Below are 19,016 nucleotides of genomic sequence, written 5' to 3' on the forward strand. Positions count from 1 at the left end.
GACCGCCGCGACGATCTCCGGTGCGGACGCGGCCAGGCCGGCCTTGTCGGCTTCGGGGACCTGGTCGGGATCGACCCCCGCCCGGGCCAGCACGGCGGCCGGGTCGGCGAGCTGATCGGTCAGCCAGGCGACCGGGTCGGCCGACAGCTCGGGGACGAAGTGCCGTCGCCCGGGCTCCCACCCGTCGAACTTCGGGTGGTGATGGGCCCGGTCCAGGGTCCCGGGCGGGCTTTCGGTGGAGCCGAACAGATCCACCCGCCACACCGGGCGGTTGAAGCCGATCGGGACGCCGGCGTAGATCGACCCTTGCGGCTCGTCCCGGTCGACAATCCGCAGTTCCAGCCGGACGCCCCGCTCCGGGGTTTCCTGACCTTCCAGCGGGCGCGGGTCGACGAAGAACATGTCGCCGACGACGACACCCATGGTTTCGAATCCGAACGCTGCGAGCATGCCTTGAGCGTAGTCCCGGCGGCTCCGGGTCAGGCGCTGATCTCCTCGGCCACCGGTTTGGGCAACACCTCCAGGTAGTCGGCGAACGCGACCGCCCTTGTGCGGCGCTGATATTCGTGCACCAGCCCGGGCCAGTTGGTGGTGACCCGGCCCGATGCGGCGCGATACCAGGAGTCGCACGAGGTCCACACGCCGGCGTCGAGCCGGGCCTGGACCTCGGCGTCGTAGGCCTGCTCCGCGGCGCGCCGAACCTCGAACGCGCGCACCACACCCCCGCGGGCGAGCTCTTCGGTGACCTGGCGGATGTAGCGGGCCTGCTGCTCCATCATCAGGATGATCGAGCTGCTGCCCAGGTTGGTGTTCGGGCCATAGATCAGGAACATGTTCGGGAAGCCCGGCACGGCCATGCCCAGATGGGCGCGGGCGCCTTCCGCCCACTCGGACTGCAGGTCCCGACCGTCGCGGCCGGTGATCATCATCGGGGCCAGGAATTCGGTGGCCTTGAACCCCGTGCCGTAGATGATGACGTCGACCTCGTGCAGCCTGCCGTCGGCGGTGCGCACCCCGGTGGCCGTCACCTCGGTGATCGCGCCGGTCTCGACGTCGACGTTGTCGCTGGCCAGTGCCGGGTACCAGTCATTGCTGAACAGCACGCGCTTGCAGCCGATCGGGTAGTCGGGGGTCAGCTTCGCCCGCAGCACCGGATCCTTGATGTGCCACTTGAGGTTTGCCGATGCGGCGACGCCCACCAGCCGGGCGAGCGGGGCGACCTTGGTCAGCGCGAGGCCGAAGAACTCCGAGATCTCCCAGATCAGGCCTCGCATGGCGGAGGCGAAGCCGGGCGCCTTGGCGAACGCGGCGTGGTGCGCGCCGGTGTAGGCGCGGTCCGGCTTGGGGACGATGTAGGGCGCTGACCGCTGAAACACGATGACGCGCTGCGCGGTCTGGCGGATGCGCGGGACGAACTGGATGGCGGATGCGCCCGTGCCGAGGACGGCGACGCGCTTGCCGGCCAGGTCGACGTCGTGGCGCCACTGCGCCGAATGGAAAGAGGGACCCGCGAACGTATCCAGGCCCGGGATGTTCGGCAGCGCCGGCCGCGACAACTGCCCCACCGCGGGCACCAGCACGTCGGCCTCGTAGATCTCGCCGGACAAGGTCTCGACCCGCCACGTGGCGGTGCCGTCGTCGAAGGCCGCCGACGTGACCTCGACCCCGGTGCGCACCAGCTCGCGAAGGCCGAACCGGTCGGCGGTGTCGTGGATGTAGCCGAGGATGTCCGCCTGCTCGGCATACCGCCGCCCCCAGTCGGTCTTGCGGGCGAAGGAGTACGAGTACAAGTTCGACGGCACGTCGCAGGCGGCACCGGGGTAGGTGTTCTCCCGCCACACACCGCCGATGTCCTCGGCCTTCTCCAGCACCGTCACGTCGGCCAGGCCATCCCGGGACAGCTCGTAGGCGGCGGCGAGGCCACCGAAGCCGGCCCCGATGACCAATACGCGAGGACGAGTCGAAGTCATAAATGAAAAGTAGGCCCGGGGCGCCCGTCACCGGCAACCGATTGCGGTCGGCAAATCCATAATTCCGGCCACGATCAGACGGCGACCAACCGCCCGCGCGGCGCGACCGACCGCTGGTAGCGCGCGGGAGTCGTGCCCGTCCACCGCTTGAACGCGGCGATGAAGCTCGTCGCCTCCGCGTAGCCAAGCCGCAACGCGACGTCGTCCACCGACAGCGCGCCCGTCGCCAACAGCTCCTCGGCGAGGACCCGGTGCACCTCCTCGAGGAGGTCCCGAAAGGTCGTGTTCTCCTCGGCCAGCCGCCGCCGCAGCGTCCGCTCGCTCATCGCCAGCTGCCGGGCGACCGCCCCGATGGTGTGCGGTTCGCCGTCGACCGAGGCCAGCCGCTCACGGACTTGCCGGGCGACACCGGTCCGCGCCCGGCGCCGCTCCAACAGGGCGCGGCACTGCTGCTCGCACATGGCCACGCTGATCTCGCTGGCCTGCGGCAGCGGGTTGTCCAGCAGTTCGGCCGGCCAGCGCGCCACGTTCGCCGGCGCATCGTAATGCGGGGTCACGCCGAATGCCTTGCAGGCCAGGGCATCCGAGGACGGCGCCGGACCGGTGAACTCGATCGAGGTGAACGGGACCGCACGGCCGAGCAGCTCCGCCATGACCTGGGCGATGGCCGCCAGGTCGCGCCGGACCAGGAACTCCGCGACCGGGCCGGTCACGTCGGGCAGGTCGAGCCGCAGCGCCGCCACCGGCCCGTCCACCGTGACGGTCGGCAGGCAGAAGCCGTAGCTGAGTTCGTAGAACCGGGCAGCGAACCGGACGGCGTCGCCCAGTGTCGAACTGGTCAGGCAGGCGAAACCGAAGATGCCCAGCGATCCGACGTGATAGCCGCCGCCGACGCGCGTCCCCAGGTCGGCGGCTTCACCCAGCAGGTTCACCAGGTTCGTGACGACCGCCAGCTCCTGACGCCCGACGATCATCCGGTTGTGGTCGCGCAGGTCGGCCTCCGTCAGGCCGGTCCCGTTGAGCACGTCCGCCATGGCAATGCCATTCGCGCAACCGAATTCGGCCATCAACGCGACGCTGGCCATGCTGCGCGGGAAATCCCAGTGCGACACGTGCGATCCGACGAACACCTGCACGCATCCCAGTATGGCGAACGAGCGCGGGACGGCGGCCACACCGCGTCCGCACGCGCTGCGCTAGGCCGCCAAGTCGTCCGCGCGCCGCGCGTCGCGTTGCGCGCGCTTGCCGCGCCGCCAGCCGCGCACGGTCTCGATGGCGGTCTTCAGCCCGCGCCGGCGGCCGGTCTCCGGGTCGGTGCCCGCGAATTCGGGCCCCAGCTCGTCGAACATCCGCTCGCTGCGGGTTTCCGGCGCATTGTCGGCGTCGTCGCGCAGGTATTTGTTCGGCAGCGACAGCTTGGCCAGCGTGCGCCACGTCTTGCCGTACTGCACCAGGAACGACCCGGTCGTGTAGGGCAGGTCGTACTTGTCGCAGATTTCGCGCACCCGCACCGCGATCTCCGCATATCGGTTGCTCGGCAGGTCCGGGAACAGGTGGTGCTCGATCTGGTGGGACAGGTTGCCGCTCATGAACCGCAGCGCAGGCCCCGCCTCGAAGTTGGCGCTGCCCAGCATCTGGCGCAGGTACCACTGCCCCTTGGTTTCGCCGATCATGTCGGTCTTGGTGAATTTCTCTGCGCCATCGGGGAAATGGCCGCAGAAGATGACCGCATTGGCCCACACGTTGCGGATGATGTTGGCCACCGCGTTGGCCTTCAGCGTGGATCGGTACGTGGCGCCGGGCGACAGCGCGGTCAGCGCCGGGAACGCGACATAGTCCTTCACCACCTGCCGGCCGGCCTTGGCCAGGAACTCGTCGACCCGCTGCCGGGCGTCGTCGTGCTCCATCCGCTTCTTGACGATCTTGCCGATCTCCACGTGCTGCAGGCCGACGCCCCACTCGAAGAGCAGCGCCAGCATGGTGTTGTAGACCAGGTTGAAGATGTTGAAGCGCTTCCAGCGCTGGTCGCGGGTGACGCGCAGCAGGCCGTAGCCGACATCGTCGTCCATCCCGAGGATGTTCGTGTACTTGTGGTGCACGAAGTTGTGGGTGTAGCGCCAGTGCTTGGACGACCCGCTCATGTCCCACTCCCACGTCGAGGAGTGAATCTCGGGGTCGTTCATCCAGTCCCACTGGCCGTGCATGACGTTGTGGCCGATCTCCATGTTCTCGATGATCTTGGCCACGCCCAGCGTTACGGTGCCGGCCCACCAGGCCGAGCGGCGAGAACTGGCGGCCAGCAGCAGCCGGCCGGATACCTCCAGCGCACGCTGGGCCGCGATGGTGCGGCGGATGTAGTGGGCGTCCCGCTCGCCGCGCGAGTCTTCGATGTCCTGGCGGATGGCGTCCAGCTCAACGGCCAGGTTTTCGATGTCGGCGTCCGTCAGATGGGCGAATACGTCGACGTCGGTGATCGCCATCGTCTTCTTCTCCCTACGGTTTGATTTGTCCGTCCTGAACAGGTCAAGACCTACGCTATCGTAACCTACGAACCCGTAGGTTACCTGTGAGTAGCCTTTAGATGTCGAGCACGCAGTCGCCCGAGGCGGCCGAGACACACGTCTGAATCCGGGTGCCCGGATCGTGTTCCACGCCGGTGCGCAGGTCGCGAACGTGACCTTCCACCAGACCCACCACGCACGACTGACATATACCCATTCGGCAGCCGAACGGCATCTGCACGCCGGCCCCCTCCCCCGCGTCCATCAACGACGTGGCGGCGTCGGCGGCGACGGCGCGGCCGCTCTGCGCGAAGGTGACCGTTCCGCCCGCGCCGGCCGGCGCGGCCTTGGACACCGCGAACCGCTCCAGGTGCAGCCGGTCGCCGATGCCCGCGGCCGACCAGATCTTCTCGGCCTGGGCCAGCATGCCCTCCGGCCCGCAGGCCCAGGTGTGGCGTTCGCGCCAGTCCGGCACCTCGTGGTCGAGCAGGGCGAGGTCGAGCCGGCCCTGCGAGCGGGTCTCCCGCAGCTTCAGTCGGTAGCCCGGGTGCTCGGCCGCGAGCGTGGCCAGCTCGGCGCGAAACATCACGTCGGATTCGGTGGGCGCCGAATGCACGTGCGTGATGTCACCGATCTGGTTGCGCCGCAGCAGGGTTCGCAGCATCGACATCACCGGCGTGATCCCGGATCCGGCGGTGAGGAACAGGATCGACGACGGCGCCGGGTCGGGCAGCACGAAGTTGCCCTGGGGCGCGGCCAGCCGGACGATGGTCCCGCGCGCGACGCCGGCCACCAGGTGGGTCGAGAGGAAACCCTCGGGCATCGCCTTGACGGTGATGGTGACGGTGCGCGCGGAGCCGGATCCGGACGTTGCGGCAGGGCTGGACGTCAGCGAATACGACCGCCAGCGCCAGCGTCCGTCGACCAGCAGGCCGATCCCGATGTACTGACCCGGCTGGTAGTCGAAGTCGAAGCCCCACCCCGGCTTGATCACCAGGGTCGCGGAATCCTCCGTCTCGCGGCGCACCTCGAGGATGCGGCCCCGCAGTTCTCGCGCGGACCACAGGGGGTTCGCCAGGTGCAGGTAGTCGTCGGGCAGCAACGGTGTGGTGATGCGCGCGGCGATCTTGCGCAGCGCGTGCCAGCCGGGATGCCGGTCCGCGCCCGCGACAACGGGTCGCTTGGTCTCGACGACGTTGCCCTTGATAGCGGGGTTACGTCTGCCCAGCGGAAGCTCCTGCTCACTACGCGGCGTCTTGGTTGCGCTCACCATTGTGGTCGATTCCTGGGGCCTCACGAAACCTACGGTACCGTAACCTACGGTTGCGTAGCCAGGGTGGCACGCCCCGAACGCGTCACATTCGGCGTCAGAGCAGCTCGAGCAGGAACGGCAGCTCCTGGTTTGCGTACCAGGCCAGATCGTGGTCCTGAGCGTCACCGACTACCAGCTCGGCGTCCTCGTCACCCAAGTCGGCGGCGTCGATGACCTCGATGGCCTTCGTCACATCCGGCTCGGCCGCCGCGTTGTCGACGTAGGCGGCGACCACTTCGTCGAGTGCGACGGGCGCGCCGAGCCTCACCACGGCGTCGTCGAGGTCGGGACGGAAGGTGACGTCGCCGACCTCGGCGGCCAGCACCGCGCGCCGCGGCGGCAAGCCCCCCTCCGCTTCCGATTCGGCCAGCAGGCGTAGCGACGCCAGCGCGGCCTCGCGCAGCGCGACCTCGGCGAGTTCGTCGTCGTCACCCTCGGCGTAGGACTCCCGCAACGTCGGCGTCAGCGCGAACGCGGTGCCGTTGACGGGCATCAACGAGCCGTCGGCGACCAGATGCTGCAACATGGCCAGCGTGGCCGGGATGTAGACCAGCGTCACGTATCCCCCATCAGTGTGGCCGCGTAGTCGTCGACGTACTTGGACAGCTCACGCGGCGGGCGCTGGTAGTTCCCGCTCACCACCGGGGTCTTGGGCAGTTTGACGTGGGGCCGCTCGACGTCGTGGTATTCGATGGTAGCCAGCAGATGCGCCATCATGTTCAGCCGCGCATGCTTCTTGATATCCGATTCCACGACGTACCAAGGGCTGACGGGGGTGTCGGTGTGCACCATCATTTCGTCCTTGGCGCGTGAATAGTCCTCCCGCCGATACAGCGACTCGGTGTCCATCGGGCTGAGTTTCCATTGCCGCACAGGGTCACTCAGGCGCGCCTTGAACCGGCGCAGCTGCTCGTTAGCGGAGACCGAGAACCAATATTTGCGCAGCAGTATCCCGTCGTCGATCAGCATCTGCTCGAAGATCGGCGTCTGCCGCAAGAACAGCGCATGCTCCTGCGGCGTGCAAAATCCCATGACCTTTTCGACGCCGGCGCGGTTGTACCAGGACCGGTCGAACAGCACGATCTCCCCTTTGGCGGGCAGATGGGCGATGTAGCGCTGGTAGTACCACTGGCCGCGTTCGCGTTCCGTCGGCGAGGGCAACGCCGCGATGCGGGCGACGCGCGGGTTGAGATATTCGGTGATCCGCTTGATGGTGCCGCCCTTGCCCGCCCCGTCGCGGCCTTCGAAGATCACCACGAGGCGCTGGCCGGTGTGCCGTACCCACTCTTGCAGCTTCACGAATTCCGTTTGCAGGCGGAACAATTCGGCGCGGTATACCTCTTCGGAAATCTTGGGCGCTTTCGGCTCCGCCGATTTCGCCGGTTTCGCCTTGGGGCTTTTCGTCGCGGTGCTCACATCAACGAATGATAGAACCGGCCACAGGTTTTCACCTGGACTAATTACCGGGAAGCTTCCAGCAATTCCTCGAGCGATTGGCTCAACAGGCCGGGCAGCAGTTCCACGTCGCTCATCGCTTCGCGGTCGGCGTTGATGCCGAAATACAGCATGCCGTTGTACGACGTCACGCTGATGGCCAGCGCCTGGTTGTGCAGCAACGGCGGCACGGAGTAGGTCTCCAGCAGCTTGGTGCCCGCGACATACATCTGCGACTGGGCCCCGGGCGCGTTGGTGATCAGCAGGTTGAACGTCCGCCGGGAGAAGGTGGGGAAGCTGGTGGCGACGCGGATACCCATGGCGTGCAGCGTGGGCGGCGCGAAGCCCGACAGGGTGACGATGGTCCTGGCGTCCACCAGGCGCGCACCCGTCGGGTTGGATTCGGTGGCGTGCGCGATCTGCGACAGCCGCACCACCGCGTTCGGCTCCCCCACCGGCAGGTCGACCAGGAAGGGCGTCACCTGGCTGATGGCCTGGCCGGGGCCGGTCGCGTCGAGCTGGCCGTCGGCGTAGACCGGCAGCGGCGCCATGGCCCGCACCGTCGCCGTCGGCGACACCGCCACTCCGCGTGACATCAGCCAGTTGCCCAGCGCCCCGGTGATCACCGCGAGCACCACGTCGTTGACGTCGCAGTCATACCGCGCGCGCACCGTGCGGTAGTCCTCGAGGTTGCAGCTCGCCACCGTGAACCGCCGGTGGCGCGAGACGGTGGCGTTGAGCGGGCTGCTCGGCGCGGTGCCGCGCGCCACCGCCCGCGCGAAATCGACGACCCGCCGGCCGGCCGCGAGGAGCTCGCCATGGTTGGTCACCAGGCCGCCGACGGCCGACCCGACGGCCTGCAGCTGGGTGCCCGGCCCCACGAACCAGTCGCCGATGGCGCCGAAGATCAGCCGCGCGTTACCCGGGTCGCGCTCCGGGACCCAGATGTCCTCGGGCAGCGCCGGGGGACGCCTGGTGCGGTCGGCGATGACGTGGTTGATCTCCAGCGCCGCCATGCCGTTGATCAAGGCTTGATGCGACTTCGTGTACAGGGCGACCCGGTTCTTGGCCAGGCCCTCGACCAGATACATCTCCCACAGCGGCCGCGTCTTGTCCAGCGGCCGGGCGGCCAGGCGGGCGATCAGCTCGTGCAGCTGTTCGTCGCTGCCCGGCGACGGCAACGCGGAGCGCCGCACGTGATAGGTGATGTCGAAGTCGGCGTCGTCGACCCACACCGGGCGGGCCGAACCGACCCGGACCTCCCGGACCTTCTGCCGGTAGCGCGGGATCTGCGGCAGCCGTTGTTCGACGGTGGCCAGCAGCGTCTCATAGCTCAATCCCGCGCGCGGCTTGCGCAGGATCGACAGCGATCCGACGTACATCGGGGTGGCCGTGTTTTCCAGCCGAAAAAACGACGCGTCCGATGGGGACAGCCGGGTCACCATAAGGGCGCAGTCCTCCTCGTCGAATCATCGCCCTGTTGCTTAAGGAGATGCCCCGCCCACGGTAATCGTCTCGACGGGTCCCGGCCGAGCGCGGGTACGCGCGGGCCGCGGTTGTGCCATGATGACCACTGCCTGCCCCTCTCCAGCGGGCTCACGGTTCGACCGAAGAGTTGGAGAGTGCGTGGTGAACAGCAGTCCTGTCGCGGGTCCGTCCGACGCCTTCGCCGTCCTGCCCGTCGTCGACTACGAGCCTCCCCCGCAAGACGTCCCGCCGAGCGTTCCCGCGTGCCGGCCATCGGCGCGGGCACCGCTGCGCCGCCGCGGCCCCCGCCCCTACCCGCCCGGGCGGCAACCCGCGGAGCCGGTCCGCGCGGCCACGTCGCCGCAGATGCGCCAGGCGGCGGCGTTCGCCGACGCTGCGCTGCGCCGGGTGCTGGAGGTCATCGACCGCCGCCGACCGGCCGCGCAACTGCGCCCCTTGCTGACGCCCAGCCTGGTGGATTCCGTTGTCGCGGTGAGTCAGTCGGCCACCGGGCGCGCGGGCGCCGCGGTGTTGCGCCGGGTGCGGCTGCAGCCGGCCGGTCATCGGGACCCGGATGCCGCCGCCGAGGTGTCCGGCTCCTACAGCCGGGGGAACCGGGTCCATGCCATCGCCTGCCGTGTCGAGCGGATGCCCGCCGACGCCGGCGCCCGGTGGCTGGTGGTGGCCCTCCACATCGGTTGACCGCCGGTGATCAAGGCCCGGCCGCGGGCGTCAGCGGGCCGCCGGCGTGTAGCGGGTGAGCACTGGACCCAGAATCGCCATGACGAACACGTACGACGTCGCCAGCGCGGCGACCGCGGGGATCGACGTGCCGGCCAAGCCGATGATGATCAGCGAGAATTCGCCGCGGGCGACGAGCGCCGTGCCCGCCCGCAGCTGCCCGCGCCGCGCCACCCCGTCGCGCCGGGCGGCGAAGATCCCGGTGGCCACCTTGGTCGCCGCCGTCACCGCGGCCAATATCAGCGCCGCCGGAAGCATCGGGATCAGCGCGTGCGGGTCGACCGAAAAGCCGATCGCCAGGAAGAAGATCGCGGCGAACAGGTCCCGCAGGGGGCCCAGCACCTGACGGGCGCGTTCCGCCGTCTCGCCGGTCAGCGTGAGCCCCACCAGGAACGCGCCCACGGCGGCGGATGCGTGCAGGGACTCGGCCAACGCCGCCACGATCAGGGTGATGCCGAGCACGCGGAGCAGCAGCTGTTCGGAGTCGGGGTGTTCGACCAGCCGTCCCACGTGGTGGCCCCAGCGGTAGGACGCGGCGAACGCCGCCAGCAGCGCGGCCACCGCCACCACCATGCCGCCGACCGCGTGCAGCCATCCGCCGCCCGCGGCGAGCACGGCGAACAGCGGCAGGTAGGCCGCCATCGCGAAGTCCTCGAGCACCAGCACGGACAGCACCGCCGGCGTCTCCCGGTTACCGAGGCGGTGCAGGTCCTCCAGCAGGCGCGCGATCACACCGGACGAGGAGATGTAGGTGACGCCGGCCAGGCACAGGATCGCGACGCCGTCCAGTCCGAGCAGCCAGCCCGCGACCGCGCCGGGCGCCGCGTTGAGCACGATGTCGACGCCCGCCGACGGCAGGTGGTGGCGCAGGCTGGTGGCGAACTCGGCCGCGGAGAACTCCAGGCCCAGGGTCAGCAGCAGCAGCACGACGCCGATGGGCGCGCTCGTCGTGATGAACTGGCCGCCCGCGTCCAACGGCAGGATGCCGCCCTTACCGAGGGACAGGCCCGCGAGCAGGTAGACCGGTATCGGCGACAAAGCGAATCGCCTTGCCACGGCGCCCAATACGGCCAGCGTGGCCAGGAGGGCGCCGAGCTGTAGCAGCAGCGCCCACGAAATTTGCACCGGCTCAGCCTTTGTCGATTATCTGCTCGACGCCGGCGATGCCGTCCTGGGTTCCGATGACAATCAAAACGTCTCGGGCATGGAGCATTTCGGCCGGCCCGGGCGAGGCGAGCACTTCGTCGTTGCGCACGATCGCGACGATGGAGGCGCCGGTGCGGGTGCGGGCGTGGGTGTCGCCCAAGGGGTGGTCGACGAACGGGCTGCCGGCCAGGATGTGAACCTGCCCGGTCTCGAGCCCGGGTATTTCCCGGGCCAGTTCGGTGAACCGCTCGGCGATCCGGGCCGCCCCGAGGATCGCGGCCACCACCTCGGCCTCTTCCTCGCTGAGGTGCAGGAGCGGGCGGGCCTCGTCGGGATCCTCCCGGGCGTAGACGACGACCTCGAAATCGCCGCCTCGCCGGGCGATGATGCCGATGCGGTCGCCCTTGTGATCGGTGAACTCGTAGCGAAGACCGACGCCCGGCAGCAGCACCTCCTTGACATCCATACCGTCAATCCTGACAGGTGGGACGGGGGCGCGGGCGCCGGATCGCCGACCTCCTACGGAACTGCTAGAGACTCAGCCCTGCCGCGCCATCCCCGCAGCTCGGCGTCGCGGAATAGGCACAAGCATCGACACCTCGCGGCGGTAATCGAGGTATTGGTGGCCCAGCGACGCGACCAGGTCCCGCTCCTCCAGCTGGGTGGCGACCAGGATGTAGAGCGTCATGCCGACCGAGAACAACAGATGCCCGGCCGTCATGACGGGCGCGGCCCAGAACGCGATGCCCATCCCGAGCATCAGGGGGTGCCGCACCACGCGGTAGAGGAGCCGGACGCGGAATTCGACGCTGGTGTAAGGCTGTTGGCGCGATGCCAGGTACACCTGCCGGAGCCCGAACAGGTCGAAGTGGTTGATCAGGAACGTCGCCAGCAGCGCGATCGCCCAGCCGAGCCAGAACAGCGCCCACAGCAGCGCGCGGGCCGCCGGCATCCGCACCTCCCAGACGACTGTCGGCATCGTCCGCCATTGCCAGTACATCAGGGCGAGCACGACGCTCGAGAACACCACGTAGGTGCTGCGCTCGATCGACGACGGCACGAAGCGTGCCCACCACCGCTTGAACGCGGGCCGGGCCATCACGCTGTGCTGCACCCCGAAGAGGGCGACCAGGACCGCGTTGATCGGGATGGCCTGGACGATGGGCGCGGCGAGCCCATGATCGACGCTTCGGGGCACCGCGAAATTGCCCACGAAACCGATGAGATACAGGAACGCCGCGAGGAAGAGCAGGTACGCCGCGGCGCCGTAACCAAGCGTCAGATATCGCTTCATGGGCTAAGTGTCCGCCGCGTGCGAGCGCTCGACCATAGGTCGTTTGCCTCATCTTCCCCGGGCGGGGCACTAGGTATTTTTGACCAGTCCGTTGCGCAGCGCGTACATGCTGGCGCCGATGCGGTTCGAAACGCCGATCTTGGCGTAGGTGCGCTCGACGTGGTTGCGGGCGGTCTTCTCGCTGATCACCAGCGACGCCGCGATGTCCTTGTTGGAGGCGCCGCGCGCGACCAGGCACAGCACTTCGATCTCCCTGGGGGTCAACCCGTCCGGCCGCATTTTGGGCCGCTGCGCGGGTTGACCGGCCGCGTGCAGCACCGCTTCGACGGCGACCGATTCCAGTTCACCGGCCTGCGCCCGGCCGCGCAGCCGCCTGGCCGCCGCGTCCGGCGACATCTGCTCGCGATACGGCCTGGGCTCGCAGGCGGACTGATAGCAGACCGCGGCGGCCAGGATCCGGTCCGGCAGACCGAGCGCGGAGCCGGCGAGCCCACGCGGATACCCCGAACCGTCCAGGCATTCATGGTGATTGCCCGCGACCTCCGCGAGCTGCCGCAGGCCGGGCACCTGGTTGAGGATGCGGACCGTCAGATACGGGTGCAGCCGCACGCGTTCGAATTCCGAGGCCGTCAGCGGCCCCTCCCGGGACCAGATCTGGTTCGACACCCCGATGCGGCCCAGGTCGTGGACGTGACCCGCGCGTCGCGTCAGGGCCACCGCGTCGGCGTCGACGCCCGCGGCCCGCGCGGCGTCCCCGGCGAGCCGGGCGACCGCGCGCGAATGCCCAAGGGTGAACGGGCATTTCAGGTCGACGAAGTCGCCGAGGGCGACGAGCAGGGCGTCCAGCGACCGGTCGTCGAGCCGCTGATCCCGATCGGGCGCGGCGGCCAGTGCCGCGGCCCAGGAGTCGCCGGCCTGCGGGCCGGCCAGGATCTGCTCGCCGTGACGCAGGAAGGCGTCGGCGACCTGGGGGTCGAATTGCCCGCCGCGCCGATCACGCACCATGGCCTCGGCCCCCGCGACGCCGTAGGTGCGATGGTGCACCTCGACCATGTCGGCCAGCTGAGCGATGCGCATCTGGATCGGGATCTCGTCGCCCCGGGCGCCTGCGGGCAACCCGCCGCCGTCGTAGCGCTCGAAGGCGAACGCCACGGCCGCCTGCACGTCGGGCCCCAGCCCCATTCGGTCGGCCAGGACGGCCGCCGAGGTGCAATGCGAGTGGATCAGGCGGGAGATGTGGCCGCGCGCGTTGGCGAAAAGCGTTGCCATGACGCTCAATCGGTGCGTCAGCGGCTGGCCGCGCCCCACGTTGCCGGCCAGGAACCGCAGGTAGGGCAGCCCGGACCAGTCGACGAGATACGAGTCGTGGCGCACGGCGATGTCGTCGCCGAACCACCGCGCGTATTCGTGGGAGTCGGCGTGACAGCCGATCCACATGATCAGGGTCGTGTAATAGGTGCAATCCCGTTCGTCGGTGTCGAGCCCGAGCCGGTCGGCAAGCCTGGTCGCGATCAGCGCCGCCCGGAGCATGTGCTCGGCGGGCTGGCCCAAACCCAGGTCGATCGCCACCGACAGCGCGGCCAGCAGCTCCGCCCGGGTCGGCAGTTCGGGCTCCGACATGGGCCTCATTGTGCCCAGCTCATCGGTCCGCGGTCAGCCGATTGGCACAGTGCGTCCGACGGCGTGATGGCGGCCGGCGTCGAAGGTTTCGAAATGGCCCGAACCCACCACGAACAGGCCGCGCTGCGGCGGCCGGAAACCGGCCAGCCGCGGTTGGTGCGGCAGCGGCCCGACCGGCCCGAGGTCCACCCCGCGCCATGCCGCGCGCGAACCCGCCACCGCCCACACTTGCGCGGGGGCGATCATGAACCGCTGCCCGTTGGGCGCGGTGCCGGACAGGCGGACCCGGCCGGCCCTCAGCGTCGGGCCCGCGGCCCGGCCGAGGGCGGCCAGCAGCGCGCGGTTGGTCCACGCCCGCGCCGGCAACCGCCCGCCGACCGTGCTCATCAGTCGGGTGGACGCGGTGGTGCCGATATCGATGTGCCAGGCCAGCAATCCCGGGATCTCGACGAACAGCGACCACGGGGTGACCCAGGCGACGTCGATGTCGCACTGCACCGCATCGTTGGGCGTCGCCGAGCTGAAGAACCGGGCGCAGCTCTGCGGGCCCGGCGTCGTTGCGTAGAAGGTCCACGCGCCGTCGGGGTCGCGGTGCCACACCGACCGATAGCCGGGCGAAAACGACGTGGCCGGAAATACCCGCAACGCCAGATAGTGTCCGCTGGCGAACGGAAGGCCCATCACGCCGAAGCCGACGAACCGTTCGTCGTCTCCGGACGGCAGGCGGGGGTTCTGCAGGACGGCCGTGGCGGCCGCCAAAGGCGAAGTGATCATGCGGGAATCGTGCGCGCGGGGGTGCCGTCGACGCATGGGGCGACTGCCTCAAATCCCCGGGCCGTGGCGAGCGTGAAGCGAGCCGCACCTTCGGCGCCGAGCGTGAAGCTAGCCGCACACTCGGCGAGAAAGGCGCGCGCTAGCGGCGCTTGACCGACTTCGGCGGCTTGGCGCCGCGGCCTTGCTGCCTGGCGGCCGCGCGGCGCTCGCGCCGGGAACCGCCGCCCGCCACGCCCGCCGGCGTCCGCTGACCGTCGCCGCCGTTGCGTTGCACCTGCGCCGAGCCGTCCTCCGACGGGCCGGAGTAGGTCATCGCCGGCGCCTCGTTGTCAATCCCCTTGGCGCGCAACTGGGTTGGCGGCTCTTCCCGCGCGGGCGGGACGGCCTCGCCCTGGTCCGCCGCGGTTCCCAGATCCTTGAGCCCCTCCGGCGTTTCCACCGGCGCGACCTGTGGGGTGGGCACCGCCTCGACCGTGACGTTGAAGAGGAATCCGACCGACTCCTCTTTCATGCCGTCGAGCATCGCCATGAACATGTCGTAGCCCTCGCGCTGGTACTCCACCAGCGGGTCGCGCTGCGCCATTGCGCGCAGCCCGATGCCTTCCTTGAGGTAGTCCATCTCGTAGAGGTGCTCGCGCCACTTGCGGTCGATGACGTTGAGCAACACGTTGCGTTCCAGCTGGCGCATCGCGCCCTCGCCGGCGATCTCTTCCAGCTCGGCTTCCCTTGCGGCATAAGCCCGTTCGGCGTCCTTGAGCAGCTCGTCGAGCAGCTCCTCGCGGGTGAGGTCGTCGCGGTCGGAGTCGGCGTCCACGCGCATCAACGTCTCGTGGTCGATGCCGACCGGGTACAGGGTCTTGAGCGCGGTCCACAACGCCTCGAGGTCCCAGTCCTCGGCGTAGCCGTCGGCGGTCGCACCGTTGACGTAGGCGGTGACCACGTCGCGGACCATGTCCAGCGCCTGCTCCTTGAGGTTCTCGCCCTCCAGGATGCGGCGGCGCTCGGCGTAGATCACCTTGCGCTGCTGGTTCATCACCTCGTCGTACTTGAGGACGTTCTTGCGGACCTCGAAGTTCTGCTGCTCGACCTGGGTCTGGGCACTCTTGATCGCGCGGGTGACCATCTTGGCTTCGATGGGCACGTCGTCGGGCAGGTTGAGCCGGTTGAGCATCGCCTCCAGCGCGGCGCCGTTGAACCGGCGCATGAGCTCGTCGCCCAGTGACAGATAGAAGCGGGACTCGCCTGGGTCGCCCTGGCGGCCGGAGCGGCCGCGCAGCTGGTTGTCGATGCGCCGCGACTCGTGCCGCTCGGTGCCCAGCACGTACAGGCCGCCGGCCTCGACCACCTCGGCGGCCTCCTTGCCGGCCTCCTCCTTGACCTTGGGCAGCTCCTCGTGCCAGGCCGCCTCGTACTCCTCGGGCGTCTCCACCGGGTCGAGGCCGCGCTCGCGCAGCCGCTGGTCGGTGAGGAAGTCGACGTTGCCGCCCAGCACGATGTCGGTACCGCGGCCGGCCATGTTGGTCGCCACCGTGACCCCGCCGCGGCGGCCCGCCACGGCGACGATGCCCGCCTCCTGCTCGTGGTACTTGGCGTTGAGCACGTTGTGCGGGACGCGGCGCTTCTGGAACTGGCGCGACAGGTACTCGGAGCGCTCGACGCTGGTGGTACCGATCAGGACCGGCTGGCCCTTCTCGTAGCGCTCGACGACGTCGTCGACCACCGCGATGTACTTGGCCTCCTCGGTCTTGTAGATGAGGTCGGACTGGTCGGTGCGGACCATCGGCTTGTTGGTCGGGATGGGCACCACGCCCAGCTTGTAGATCTCGTGCAGCTCGGCCGCCTCGGTCTGAGCGGTACCGGTCATGCCGGCGAGCTTGTCGTAGAGCCGGAAGTAGTTCTGCAGCGTGATGGTGGCCAGCGTCTGGTTCTCGGCCTTGATCTCGACGTGCTCCTTGGCCTCGATGGCCTGGTGCATGCCCTCGTTGTAGCGGCGGCCGTAGAGCACGCGGCCGGTGAACTCGTCGACGATCAGCACCTCGCCGTCGCGGACGATGTAGTCCTTGTCGCGGTTGAACAGCTCCTTGGCCTTCAGCGCGTTGTTGAGGTAGCTGACCAGCGGCGAGTTGGCGGCCTCGTAGAGGTTGTCGATGCCGAGCTGATCCTCGACGAACTCCACACCCAGTTCGTGCACCCCGACGGTGCGCTTGCGCAGGTCGACCTCGTAGTGGACGTCCTTTTCCATCAATGGCGCCAGCCGGGCGAACTCGAGGTACCAGTTGGAGGCGCCGTCGGCGGGGCCGGAGATGATCAGCGGGGTGCGGGCCTCGTCGATCAGGATGGAGTCGACCTCGTCGACGATGGCGAAGTTGTGCCCGCGCTGCACCAGGTCGTCGAGCGAATGCGCCATGTTGTCGCGCAGGTAGTCGAAGCCGAATTCGTTGTTGGTGCCGTAGGTGATGTCGGCGGCATACGCCACCCGGCGCTCGTCGGGGGTCATCTGGGCGAGTATCACGCCGACCTCGAGACCGAGGAAGCGGTGCACGCGGCCCATCCACTCGCTGTCGCGTTTGGCCAGGTAGTCGTTGACGGTGACGACGTGCACGCCCTTGCCGCCGATGCCGTTGAGGTAGGCCGGCAACACCGAGGTCAGGGTCTTGCCCTCACCGGTCTTCATCTCCGCCACGTTGCCGAAGTGCAGCGCCGCCGCGCCCATCACCTGCACGTCGAACGGGCGCTGGTCGAGCACCCGCCAGGCCGCCTCGCGGGCCACCGCGAAGGCCTCGGGCAGCAGGTCGTCGAGGCTTTCGCCGTCGGCATGCCGCTTCTTGAACTCGTCGGTCTTGGCCCGCAGCTCCGCGTCGGTCAGCTTTTCGACCTCGTCGGACAGGGTGTTGACGTAGTCAGCCACCCGCTTGAGACGCTTGAGCATGCGACCTTCGCCAAGGCGCAGCAACTTCGACAGCACAGCTATGTCCCCTGTTGGTTAGGAGTCTCTTCTCTTAAGGCGACTCCCATCGTAGGTGACGACGCCGTGATGGCCGTCGTACCTCAGGAGAGCCTGATCAGCCCGTAGTCGTAGGCGTGCCGCCGGTAGACCACGCAGGGCCGCTCGGTCTGCTTGTCGTGGAAGAGGAAGAAGTCGTGCCCGACGAGCTCCATCTCGTAGAGCGCGTCGTCGACCGTCATCGGCGTAGCCGGGTGTTCCTTGGTCCGCACGATCCGACCGGGCTCGTGGCCGGCCTCGGCGCCGTCATGCTCGGCCGGCGGTTCGGGCGCACGTTCCTGCGCCGGCGGCGGCACGACCGCGGTGGCGGCGGCCAGCGACACCGGCGTCTTGTCGCCGTAGTGGACCTTGCGGCGATCCTTGGCGCGGCGCAGCCGGTTCTCCAGCTTGTCGACCGCGGACTCGAATGCCGCGTAGAAGCTGTCGGCGCAGGCCTCCGCCCGGCTTACTGGCCCGCGGCCGCGGGCGGTGATCTCGACGCGTTGACACGATTTGCGCTGTCGCCGGTTGGGCGCGTGCTTGAGCTCGACATCGAAGAGATAGATGGAGCGATCGAACCGCTCGAGGCGGGCGAGTTTCTGGGAGACGTACACCCGATAGTGGTCGGGGATTTCTACGTTGCGGCCCTTGAAGACGACTTCGGCGTTGGTCATCGGTTGAACTTGGCCGTCGGTTTGCGTCGGCGGTTGGTCGAGAATTTGACCGGAATCCACGGATAGCCTTGACATACGTGACAACTCGTTTCTCTTTCACGTCGCACGCGCCCTGCGTGCCCGGCTTGCTGACGACGCGCCGACGAGGTGGGGAGAGCGGGTCTTTTCACCTGAATCACCGCTGCAGGCTGCTCGCCGATGCAAGGTGTCGAATACTCACCCCTTCCCGCGAGTGGGGTCTCAACCTGGGAATGTCGCGACCAGTGAGTCAGACCAGTGAGTCGATTAACGTTGTTCTCGACGTTAGCTCTTGTTCGCCTCGCCATGCCACTGATTTCGCGGAGCTGTTGCGAGTTCTTCACATACTCTTGGCGACCGCACAGCCTCACGCGGCCGCGACCGTCAGCACTGCGGTGACCCGGACCCCCGCCGCCCGCAGTACCCGCACCGACTCCCGTGCCGTGGCCCCGGTGGTGACGATGTCGTCGACGATCAAGACCTCGGTGGGCGGCGCCGCGCGCCGCAGCCGCACCCGGCCCGCGACGTTGCGCTCGCGGGCCGCGGTGCCCAGGCCCACCGAGTCGCGCACCAGCGCCCTCATCCGCAGCGCCGGGGCGACGGCGATCGCGGGATGGCCGGCCACCGCCGCGCGCGCGAGCCGGGTGACCGGGTCGCCGCCGCGTCGGCGCGCCGCCGAACGGCGCGTCGGGGCCGGCACGACGGTCAGCGGGAGCTCGACGATGCCCCAGGAGAGCAGCCGGTGCACACCGGCGGCCAGCGCCCCCGCCAACGGCCCGACGAGATCCGTGCGGCCGTGCTCCTTGAGCGCCAAGATCGCCTGGCGGCGGGCGCCCGCGTAGCGGCCGAGCGCGAACACCGGCACCTGCGGATCGACGCGCGGGGTCACCACATGGGGTTGGTCGGCGGCCACCGATAGCTCCCGTGTGCAGGCGGCGCACCAACGGGTCGACGGCGCCCCGCAGCCGCCGCACTGCAGCGGCAGGATGAGATCCAGCACGGGGTCAGTGTCGCCGGCGGGACCGACAACCGGGGTGATGGTGGCGACCCGCCACGCCCGGCTCCGCCGCGCTCGCGATCGC

The 19,016-nt window shown here is 69.1% G+C and carries 17 protein-coding genes; 1 reads left to right on the forward strand and 16 read right to left on the reverse strand.

All coding sequences use genetic code 11. The features are described from left to right. The 8 genes from A9X05_RS11820 to A9X05_RS11855 all read right to left on the reverse strand — a co-directional run. Nucleotides 1–450, reverse strand: a 450-nt coding sequence (locus A9X05_RS11820) for a hypothetical protein (protein ID WP_067781577.1), incomplete at its 3' end; no start/stop codon positions are given. 29 nt (nucleotides 451–479) lie between these two features. Next, entirely contained in the window at nucleotides 480–1,970 is a 1,491-nt protein-coding gene (locus tag A9X05_RS11825; protein WP_067781547.1) for an NAD(P)/FAD-dependent oxidoreductase, read from the reverse strand. A 74-nt stretch (nucleotides 1,971–2,044) separates the two neighbouring features. Next, nucleotides 2,045–3,106, reverse strand: a complete 1,062-nt coding sequence (locus tag A9X05_RS11830) for an AraC family transcriptional regulator (RefSeq protein ID WP_082950285.1) — start codon at nucleotides 3,104–3,106, stop codon at nucleotides 2,045–2,047. A gap of 60 nt (nucleotides 3,107–3,166) precedes the next feature. Further along, a complete protein-coding gene (locus A9X05_RS11835) occupies nucleotides 3,167–4,450 on the reverse strand; it encodes a fatty acid desaturase (RefSeq protein WP_067781550.1) in 1,284 nt (427 codons plus the stop codon). A gap of 97 nt (nucleotides 4,451–4,547) precedes the next feature. Next, complete coding sequence (locus A9X05_RS11840; RefSeq protein WP_067759091.1) at nucleotides 4,548–5,699, reverse strand: ferredoxin reductase; 1,152 nt, start codon at nucleotides 5,697–5,699, stop codon at nucleotides 4,548–4,550. A gap of 139 nt (nucleotides 5,700–5,838) precedes the next feature. Then, nucleotides 5,839–6,342, reverse strand: a complete 504-nt coding sequence (locus tag A9X05_RS11845) for a hypothetical protein (protein WP_156675742.1) — start codon at nucleotides 6,340–6,342, stop codon at nucleotides 5,839–5,841. Beyond that, nucleotides 6,339–7,199 carry a polyphosphate kinase 2 gene (gene ppk2, locus A9X05_RS11850; protein ID WP_067759063.1) on the reverse strand — a complete coding sequence of 287 codons (861 nt, stop codon included), beginning with the start codon at nucleotides 7,197–7,199 and terminating at the stop codon, nucleotides 6,339–6,341. Before ppk2 ends, A9X05_RS11845 begins: the two co-directional genes overlap by 4 nt. A gap of 44 nt (nucleotides 7,200–7,243) precedes the next feature. Beyond that, nucleotides 7,244–8,662 carry a wax ester/triacylglycerol synthase family O-acyltransferase gene (locus A9X05_RS11855; protein WP_067759060.1) on the reverse strand — a complete coding sequence of 473 codons (1,419 nt, stop codon included), beginning with the start codon at nucleotides 8,660–8,662 and terminating at the stop codon, nucleotides 7,244–7,246. A 184-nt stretch (nucleotides 8,663–8,846) separates the two neighbouring features. Here A9X05_RS11855 and A9X05_RS11860 point away from each other — a divergent pair, with 184 nt between their 5' ends. After that, on the forward strand, nucleotides 8,847–9,386 hold the full coding sequence (locus A9X05_RS11860) for an Rv3235 family protein (protein ID WP_197499031.1): 540 nt from the start codon (nucleotides 8,847–8,849) through the stop codon (nucleotides 9,384–9,386). A 30-nt stretch (nucleotides 9,387–9,416) separates the two neighbouring features. Here A9X05_RS11860 and A9X05_RS11865 read toward each other — a convergent pair whose 3' ends face one another. The 8 genes from A9X05_RS11865 to A9X05_RS11900 form a co-directional block, all read right to left on the reverse strand. Then, nucleotides 9,417–10,550 carry a cation:proton antiporter gene (locus tag A9X05_RS11865; RefSeq protein WP_067781553.1) on the reverse strand — a complete coding sequence of 378 codons (1,134 nt, stop codon included), beginning with the start codon at nucleotides 10,548–10,550 and terminating at the stop codon, nucleotides 9,417–9,419. A gap of 4 nt (nucleotides 10,551–10,554) precedes the next feature. Further along, nucleotides 10,555–11,037: a cation:proton antiporter regulatory subunit gene (locus A9X05_RS11870; protein ID WP_067781556.1), complete on the reverse strand. Its 483-nt coding sequence runs from the start codon at nucleotides 11,035–11,037 to the stop codon at nucleotides 10,555–10,557. A gap of 72 nt (nucleotides 11,038–11,109) precedes the next feature. Beyond that, complete coding sequence (gene mddA, locus A9X05_RS11875) at nucleotides 11,110–11,865, reverse strand: methanethiol S-methyltransferase (RefSeq protein WP_067781559.1); 756 nt, start codon at nucleotides 11,863–11,865, stop codon at nucleotides 11,110–11,112. A gap of 69 nt (nucleotides 11,866–11,934) precedes the next feature. Further along, nucleotides 11,935–13,485 (reverse strand): HD domain-containing phosphohydrolase, encoded by a 1,551-nt coding sequence (locus A9X05_RS11880; RefSeq protein WP_082954864.1) that lies wholly within the window; start codon nucleotides 13,483–13,485, stop codon nucleotides 11,935–11,937. Nucleotides 13,486–13,518: 33 nt separating this feature from the next. Further along, nucleotides 13,519–14,259 carry a hypothetical protein gene (locus tag A9X05_RS11885; RefSeq protein ID WP_067781562.1) on the reverse strand — a complete coding sequence of 247 codons (741 nt, stop codon included), beginning with the start codon at nucleotides 14,257–14,259 and terminating at the stop codon, nucleotides 13,519–13,521. A gap of 139 nt (nucleotides 14,260–14,398) precedes the next feature. Continuing rightward, nucleotides 14,399–17,224, reverse strand: coding sequence for a preprotein translocase subunit SecA (secA, locus tag A9X05_RS11890; RefSeq protein WP_067781565.1), 2,826 nt, complete (start codon nucleotides 17,222–17,224; stop codon nucleotides 14,399–14,401). An 83-nt stretch (nucleotides 17,225–17,307) separates the two neighbouring features. Further along, entirely contained in the window at nucleotides 17,308–17,916 is a 609-nt protein-coding gene (raiA, locus tag A9X05_RS11895) for a ribosome-associated translation inhibitor RaiA (RefSeq protein ID WP_197499032.1), read from the reverse strand. 385 nt (nucleotides 17,917–18,301) lie between these two features. Continuing rightward, complete coding sequence (locus tag A9X05_RS11900) at nucleotides 18,302–18,934, reverse strand: ComF family protein (RefSeq protein WP_067759037.1); 633 nt, start codon at nucleotides 18,932–18,934, stop codon at nucleotides 18,302–18,304. Nucleotides 18,935–19,016: the final 82 nt, after the last annotated feature.

It is taken from the genome of Mycobacterium sp. E3298 (assembly GCF_001666895.1).
Classification (GTDB): Bacteria; Actinomycetota; Actinomycetes; order Mycobacteriales; family Mycobacteriaceae; genus Mycobacterium.

Coding starts and splice junctions, on each gene's coding strand:
- A9X05_RS11825 (WP_067781547.1), bottom strand. CDS start 1,970: ATGACTTCGACTCGTCCTCGCGTATTGGTCATCGGGGCCGGCTTCGGT.
- A9X05_RS11835 (WP_067781550.1), bottom strand. CDS start 4,450: ATGGCGATCACCGACGTCGACGTATTCGCCCATCTGACGGACGCCGAC.
- A9X05_RS11855 (WP_067759060.1), bottom strand. CDS start 8,662: ATGGTGACCCGGCTGTCCCCATCGGACGCGTCGTTTTTTCGGCTGGAA.
- A9X05_RS11870 (WP_067781556.1), bottom strand. CDS start 11,037: ATGGATGTCAAGGAGGTGCTGCTGCCGGGCGTCGGTCTTCGCTACGAG.
- mddA (WP_067781559.1), bottom strand. CDS start 11,865: ATGAAGCGATATCTGACGCTTGGTTACGGCGCCGCGGCGTACCTGCTC.
- A9X05_RS11880 (WP_082954864.1), bottom strand. CDS start 13,485: ATGTCGGAGCCCGAACTGCCGACCCGGGCGGAGCTGCTGGCCGCGCTG.
- A9X05_RS11885 (WP_067781562.1), bottom strand. CDS start 14,259: ATGATCACTTCGCCTTTGGCGGCCGCCACGGCCGTCCTGCAGAACCCC.
- raiA (WP_197499032.1), bottom strand. CDS start 17,916: ATGACCAACGCCGAAGTCGTCTTCAAGGGCCGCAACGTAGAAATCCCC.